We start from the raw sequence: 6,318 nt of genomic DNA, 5'->3' as shown, positions 1-6,318 counted from the left end.
ACCCTATATTGTCTCATATTTTAAAATTACCACGCTATTTAAAATAATATACATATCATTCACTATTTGAGTGCCATAACTTTATTTATAACAAACCAATATGGGATTCGATGGATTAATACAAGTGCAATAGGCGGATTTTTTAGAAGTTGAGTCGCACATTGAAAGATGTGTTATAAATTATATCTTATTGGTGATATTTTTATCAAAAACACTAAAATCACCTTATGATCTAGATCATAAAATAATGCTGAAACCACCAAATCAATTACATTAAACAACAGCCTGAAAAAATTGCATTTATTAATTAAATGCATTATTTTAAATTTTTATTTATTATCTGACCATTTGCCCTAATAAACAAATTAATTAGTCAACAAACTCAACAATAATAACATGGGATAAAAAATAGACATGATGCATAATCACAACCTCACATTAGAGAATTATCTTAATTCATCTCATACAGTATCGCTTAATTTTACCCAAGCACGACCATTCAATTTAGTTACACACTGATTTAGTGGATGACAAATGAACAATTCAACAATAAAACAGATTTTATTCACACTTTTATACCGTTCACGCTGGATACTTGTCATCGCTACCTCTGCCAGTATTGCCAATGGCATGTTCAGTGTTTCATTGGTCACATTGCTCAACAAGGCATTGATAACCTCCAGCGATAACTATTCCTCACTCGCTTGGTACTTCAGTATTCTGGTTATATTGGCGATAGCCTGCCGCATACTCGGTGACGTGCTTTTCACTAAATTGAGCCAGAATACGATGGCGAAAATGCGAGAAATCATCTCAGAACGCATTGCCTGTGCATCCTTCCGTCAGATAGAGGTGCTTGGTACTTCCCGTGGTCAATCCGTCATTACCGATGATACAACTAATGTGTCAATGCTGTTCTTGATTTTGCCTAATATTTTAATGCAAGGTTCAATTGTACTAGGTTGCTTAGGTTATCTGGCTTGGTTGTCCTGGTCCGTGTTCTTCTTAGCATTGACCGTAATCGTCGCGGGCTCACTTGGCTACAGTCTTGGCATAAGTAGAGCAATTACCTCATTTAATATAGCAGGTAAAGCACAAGATCGCTTATTTAACCATTTCAATGCATTATTCTCTGGAGCAAAAGAATTAAGATTACATTCTTTACGCGCTCAAACTTTCTTCACTCATTCACTCAGCAGTGAAATTGATAACGTACGTCAGAATCGTACCCGAGCATTCAGTGTTTACGCCTTCGGCACTAGTTGGATCCTCTTCTTATTTTATATATTTCTAGGCGCGGTGATATTTTCCTCGGCTGTGATACCCGGTATCGAAACAACGACTGTAGCGAGTTATTTAATTATCTTTCTATTTATGCTGATGCCATTAGATGGAGTGCTGAATAGTATCCCAACACTGGATGCAGCTCGTGTATCACTGAATCGCATCGGAACTGTGTTTACTGAGCTGGATGAGCAAGAATACACGATGCAACAAACCTCTATTAGCGAATTCGGTGAAATTAACTCTCTATCTCTGTCTAACCTTACCCACAGTTATTATCAAGAAAGAGAAGATGAAATATTCCGACTCGGTCCGCTTGATATGGAACTCAAAAGGGGAGAAATCACCTTTCTAATAGGTGGTAATGGTAGTGGTAAAACAACACTCGCCAAGCTGTTAGTCGGTCTCTATGCTCCGGAAAGTGGCACAATTTCTGTTGATGGACATATTATCACTGATAGCAACAGAGCAAACTATCGTCAATTATTCTCAGCGATCTTTTCCGATTTCCATCTCTTCGAATCACTGGTGGGCCTGAATAATGCGGATTCTACATTGGATGCACGTGCTAATGAATTACTTTCTAAACTTCATTTAGAACATAAAGTAAAAGTTGAGAATGGTTGTTTCTCAACTCGCGATTTGTCTTTAGGGCAAAGGAAACGCCTCGCCCTAGTGGTCGCTTATTTGGAAGACCGCCCATTCTATCTGTTCGATGAATGGGCGGCAGATCAGGATCCTCTGTTTAAGAAAGTGTTTTATCAAGAACTACTGCCTGAATTAGCAGCACGTGGTAAAGCAATACTGGCAATCACACATGATGATCGTTTTTTCCACTTGGCTGACCACTGTATCAAACTGGAGAATGGTCGGTTTCTTGCCAAGCATGACTGAGTGGTAATATTCACAATTAACTTGGGGTCCAGGGTGAGTAGACCTATCCGGTCACCCAGGTAGGTCCCTCCGCAGAACCGGACTTGCAGAATTACCGCATCCGGCTCCCGACAGATCCGTGTCCCCACACATATTCAGCAAGAATTGAACATTGAATGGGTTTTCCATCGCGATGGATAACCCAGCATCTTCAGGATCAGTTCCAATTGTTTCCACGTCAGGCGGCGACGGCCACCTTTCCGGTTGAACCATCTGAAAATTATTCGCCGGCTTTGATGGATAAACTGCTTAACTCGTCTCCGGTTATCAGAGATACCGTGATAATTTATCCAGCCTCTGACTACCCTGATGACGATATTCAGGATGAGCCTTTGATAGAAACGTTTTGCCTCTCTGGGATACTGAAAGGTAAATACCATGTCATCAGCGTACCTTACCATCTCTGCACGCCCGTGAATATGTGAACGGCTGATTTCATCAAACCATTCATCTATCACATGATGCAGGTAGATATTGGCGAGCACAGGCGACAAGATTGAACCTAATGCACAGTAAAGATAAATGCGCAGTCATGCCAGATTGGGGGCATGGGATCAGGCCATACACCACAAAGAGTAAGCATAATAAATTGAGACATATTCAAATCTGACCAGAATGATTAGGTGGTGCTCCCAAAAATTATATTTTATCTGGAGATTTGAACATGAAAAAATTACCAATCAGAGTGCTTGTCCGCCTGCTTGAGCAGGAACTCATTCGTATGGGATATAAGGAGGCTACCCTCAATTACTATCGCGAACACTGGAAAAGGATCATTGCGTATTTTGACGCTCATGATGTGCGCGCTTTCTCCGAACTCACCGCGATGCAATATGTAGACAAGAAATGCGACTTTTTTGCCAAAGAAAAAGCCGGATTACTGACACAAAGTAATCTCTATCTGTTTCGGATTGTACGAATGATGGGTAATTTCCAGCAACATGGCACTGTACTGCGCCGGTATCATCGTAGCCTTTCCAGAATAAATAGCCCTGAACATACCGCCCTGTTGAGCCTGTTCGGGCAACACTGCAAAAATTGCGGCTACGCGGTTTCTACGACTAAAGGTTACGGCAGAACCGCTGAAAACTTTGTCTCTTTCACCGAATCGCACAACATGAGCCCTGAAAATCTGACAGCAGAGGATCTCACTGCTTTTGTCAAAACACTGATGGGTTACAGCTACAAGATGGTTGAGTTCGTGCTCTGCGGACTCCGGTGTTTTCTTCGGTTTCTTTATAACGAAAAGAGAATTGCCACAGATTTCTCGGATTCGCTTTCCTGTATGCAGGCACGTAAGCAAACCCAAATACCCTCTGTCTGGAAAAAAGACGATCTGCTCAGGTTACTGGCCGCGATTGATCGCGGTAACCCCTCAGGAAAGCGGGATTATGCCATCATTTTATTAGTCACACGCCTGGGACTGCGTTGTATCGATGTAAAGCATCTGACATTTTCAAATTTTAACTGGACTGAAAACTACCTGGAATTATCACAATCCAAAACCAAAAGGCCGATACGCCTGCCACTTTTAAAAGATGTGGGCTGGGCTGTCATTGATTATCTTCAGAACGGCCGCCCTGTCAGTGATTCACCCTGTGTATTTTTACGACATATTGCCCCCATAACGCCTTTTTTTGATGAAGATCATCTGCACCAGATGATCGTTAAACACATGCGCGTGGCAAAATTGCCTGTGTCTGAAGAGAAAAAAGTGGGAATGCACTCCCTTCGTCACACGCTGGCTACCACGTTGATGGAACAACAGGCACCTGTCGAAGAAATCGCGGATATACTGGGTCATCAAAGTACCCGGTCCACATCAATATATCTGAAAAGCAGCCTGAAACTGCTCTGTGAATGTGCGCTTAGTCCGGAGGTAGAATAATGGGCTATTCATCTGCTTTCGCACCGCACATCATTGGATTGATCCAACAGAAGCGGGCTTTAGGGTGCAAATATGATTCCCAGCCAGGCATTCTCCGGCGCTTTGATACCTTCTGCAAGGAATGCCATCCGGGTGAAGTTACGATAACCCGGGAGCTCATGCTGGCGTGGACGGTTCAGCGCCCCGGAGAGCATCCGGCCACTTTGCAAGGGCGTATTACGCCTGTTCAGGAACTGGCAAAATATATGGTGAGGCTGGGGGGTGACGCATTCTGCCTGCCAAAAGGCATGATGCCACGGATCCCACGATACATGCCGCACATATACTCAAATAACGAACTGAAGCAGATTTTCATACAGACTGACCATTGCCATTATTGCTCCGGTGTGCCATATCGTCATCTTGTGATGCCAGTATTCTTCCGTCTGCTTTATAGCTGCGGATTACGACTTACAGAAGCACGGTTGCTGAAAGTTGAGGACGTTGAATTAAATGAAGGTGTCATTACCGTGATGAACGCAAAGCTGGATAAACATCGCCAGCTTCCTATCTCACCTGAAATGCTGGAGCGTCTGAAAGCTTACCGGCAAAGCATCCACTTATTATCCGGTCCGAAAGACTGCTTCTTCCTGGGGCGGGATTCAAAGCCGATGACAATAGGCAATGTGGAGAAAAATCTCCGAAAATTTCTCTGGAAAGCCGGTATATCTCATGGCGGGCGAGGTAAAGGACCACGCGTGCATGACCTCAGACACACTTTCGCCGTTCATTGTCTTCGTCGCTGGGTACTGGAGAAAAAAGATTTGCGGGCGCTTCTTCCTGTGCTTCAGGCCTATCTGGGACACGCATCATTAGGTGATACCGCTTACTACCTTCATCTGACGGCTGATTTATTTCCAACTATCACGGAACAGGTGGAAAGGGTTTTGGGTGATATTATTCCTGACGTAGGAGGCAATGATGAAACCAACTGATTTTGCCAAAAACCTGACAGCATTCTTTACAGGCTATTTACCCGGTGTTAAAAACCTCAGTACCCATACCCTATTATCTTATCGTGACGCTTTTCGTTTGTTACTCGTGTTCTGCAAAAATGCCCTGAATATTCCTCCCGAAAAACTGTGTTTAAACAGACTGGACGACCGTCTGATAACCGGTTTTCTGGAATGGCTTGAAAATGAACGAAACTGTTCCATTGCGACGAGAAATCAACGACTGGTCGCCATTCATGTGTTTTTTCGCTATGTTCAGGTACAGGAGCCCAGGCAGCTTCATTTGTGTCAGCGGATTCTACAAATTCCCGGCAAAAAACATCAGCGGCAGATTGTTCGGCATCTTACGCCGGAACAGACAAAGGATTTGCTTGCGGTTTCAGATCCACGCACTCAGTCCGGGCGTCGGGATATGACACTACTCTCAGTGTCCTCTATGATAGAGCATCCGTTCACTAAGAGAATCACCAGAATCAAAAGCGGAGAAATGTGCTTCATAGCATGTTTCTTTCGATTAACCGAAGATTATGTGTATTGAAGAGAGAAATAATTTTCTTTGCCGAAATATCCTGCCATATATCAGGCATAAGCGGGATGTGATACTGATGATCTTCTTCACTAACGCTGACAGGAATGGAGCAAACAAGCAGAGGTTGCCCCCTCATCATCAATCACTCGCCATATCTGTGAAAAGGCAGTGATATCGTCCTTATTGAAAATGTGACTAATATTGAGAAGAAAGCAGGCCGCGTGCTGATAGCCGACGTGCAAAGGCCGTCCATATACTTCCTGATTCAAATTAATGGATTCGAGTCTATTACGGGATATGTCATCCATCTGTCGGTAAATCTCTGCACCTGCTGGATAATCTCGGCGTAAGGTATAAAGCTCGTAATCAGGACCAGCATAAACGGATTTGTCCGTAACAGGGTGAAAACTCCGTCCATGAGGCTTTTGTGAAAAGCGTTCTTGCAGGAAAAAATCAGGAGTACAGAAATCAGGCCCACGGAAAGACTCAAAACCATATTGAGCACAAATATTCAGTAAACTTTTGCGCCATTCCTGATGTGCTTTAACTACAAACGAAAAAGTATGTAGTGCGCTCTTGTCTAAATAGTTTGTCATAATGATGAGACTCTTATTTTTCTCATTTCTTTCCAATTCGTTAACGAGGCCCTTTTCAAAAAAATTTTCACATTACGAATAAGCTGCCACATAAAT

Annotated in this window: 5 protein-coding genes and 1 pseudogene; 4 read left to right on the top strand and 2 right to left on the bottom strand. The window is 43.1% G+C overall.

Annotated features, from left to right (window positions below):
- Positions 1 to 534: 534 nt before the first annotated feature.
- Entirely contained in the window at positions 535 to 2,178 is a 1,644-nt protein-coding gene (locus AACX68_RS04785; RefSeq protein WP_228860725.1) for a cyclic peptide export ABC transporter, read from the top strand.
- 134 nt (positions 2,179 to 2,312) lie between these two features.
- On the opposite strand, the pseudogene AACX68_RS04780 reads toward AACX68_RS04785, so the two are convergent.
- A pseudogene (locus AACX68_RS04780) lies at positions 2,313 to 2,729 on the bottom strand (reverse transcriptase domain-containing protein); the annotation flags it as partial.
- Between the two features lie 152 nt (positions 2,730 to 2,881).
- Between AACX68_RS04780 and AACX68_RS04775 the strand changes: the two are divergent.
- From AACX68_RS04775 to AACX68_RS04765, 3 genes are read left to right on the top strand one after another with little or no spacing between them, the layout of a single operon-like run.
- On the top strand, positions 2,882 to 4,105 hold the full coding sequence (locus tag AACX68_RS04775; protein ID WP_228860724.1) for a site-specific integrase: 1,224 nt from the start codon (positions 2,882 to 2,884) through the stop codon (positions 4,103 to 4,105).
- Positions 4,105 to 5,079, top strand: a complete 975-nt coding sequence (locus AACX68_RS04770; protein WP_228860723.1) for a tyrosine-type recombinase/integrase — start codon at positions 4,105 to 4,107, stop codon at positions 5,077 to 5,079. Before AACX68_RS04775 ends, AACX68_RS04770 begins: the two co-directional genes overlap by 1 nt.
- Entirely contained in the window at positions 5,063 to 5,635 is a 573-nt protein-coding gene (locus AACX68_RS04765; RefSeq protein WP_339389279.1) for a tyrosine-type recombinase/integrase, read from the top strand. Before AACX68_RS04770 ends, AACX68_RS04765 begins: the two co-directional genes overlap by 17 nt.
- Positions 5,636 to 5,715: 80 nt before the next feature.
- Here the strand turns inward: AACX68_RS04765 and AACX68_RS04760 are convergent, their stop codons facing one another.
- Positions 5,716 to 6,222 carry a hypothetical protein gene (locus AACX68_RS04760; RefSeq protein ID WP_228860721.1) on the bottom strand — a complete coding sequence of 169 codons (507 nt, stop codon included), beginning with the start codon at positions 6,220 to 6,222 and terminating at the stop codon, positions 5,716 to 5,718.
- Positions 6,223 to 6,318 lie beyond the last annotated feature (96 nt).

Source organism: Xenorhabdus sp. PB61.4, from assembly GCF_963894935.1.
Taxonomy (GTDB): Bacteria; Pseudomonadota; Gammaproteobacteria; order Enterobacterales; family Enterobacteriaceae; genus Xenorhabdus; species Xenorhabdus stockiae.
The sequence above is the reverse complement of the archived record's forward strand: the minus strand, read 5'-3'. Positions and strand labels throughout refer to the sequence as shown.